Source organism: Candidatus Symbiopectobacterium sp. NZEC135, from assembly GCF_025962695.1.
Window position 1 is genome coordinate 1 of the sequence record NZ_JAGFPF010000625.1, and the last position, 1,117, is coordinate 1,117.

Sequence of the window (1,117 nt, forward strand, 5' to 3'; positions counted from 1 at the left end):
GATTCCAGGTTGGGCTTGGCACCACCGCAACCTTGGCTTTGACATCGACCAGCGTTGGCAGAATTTGTGCCCCTTTTGCCGGATCGTATTCCGCGTGCAGGCGGAAATCGAACAATCCAAACTCGAGCTGACGCAGGATAAACAGCGCGGCCTGATAATTTTTGGCCGCCAGCATCTTGTCCAGCATGGCTTGCGGCAGCGGTTCGCCGGTTTCGTAGTGACCGGAGATGAACGCCAGCGCTTCCGGTTCCCAGCACCAGTTTTCCATAAACTGGCTCGGCAGTTCGACGGCATCCCACGGTACACCGTTAGTACCCGCGACGCCGGCGGTATCGATCTGCGTCAGCATATGGTGCAAACCGTGGCCAAATTCGTGGAACAGCGTTATCACTTCATCATGGGTGAACAGTGCGGGTTTGCCATTGACCGGACGGTTGAAGTTACACACCAGATAGGCGACCGGTTTTTGCAGTTCACCGTTGCTGTTGCGCAGACGCCCGACACAGTCGCCCATCCAGGCACCACCGCGCTTGTGCTCGCGTGCATACAGATCGAGATAGAAGCTGCCGCGCTGCTCGCCGCTTTCATCAAACAGGTCAAAGAAACGCACTTCCGGGTGCCACACATCCACGTCGTGACGCTCTTTGGCTGTGATGCCGTATATGCGTTTCACCACTTCAAACAGCCCTTCAACCGCGCGTTGCTCAGGGAAATAAGGGCGCAGTTGCTCGTCACTGATGGTGTAGAGGTGTTGCTTTTGCAATTCGCTGTAGTAAGTGATGTCCCACGGTTGCAGTTCGCCAGCGTTATGATGCGCTTTGGCGAAGGCGCGCAGTTGCTCCAGCTCTGCTTCCCCTTGTGGGCGGGCACGCGTCGCCAGATCGTTCAGGAAATCCAGCACCTGCTGCGGATTTTCTGCCATTTTGGTGGCAAGGGATTTATCGGCAAAGCTGTCAAAGCCCAACAGTTGTGCCAGTTCATGGCGCAGCGCCAGCGCCTCGGCCATCACTTCGCTGTTATCCCACTTGCCCGCATTCGGCCCCTGATCGGAGGCGCGGGTCGCATAGGCGCGATACATCTCTTCACGCAGCGCCTGATTGGCACAGTAGGTCATAAC

General features: G+C 56.9%; 1 protein-coding gene. It reads right to left on the bottom strand.

All coding sequences use genetic code 11. The annotated features are described in order from the left end of the window. A partial coding sequence (locus tag J5224_RS29265; protein WP_264628579.1) for a M3 family metallopeptidase occupies positions 1-1,117 on the bottom strand: 1,117 nt, incomplete at both ends.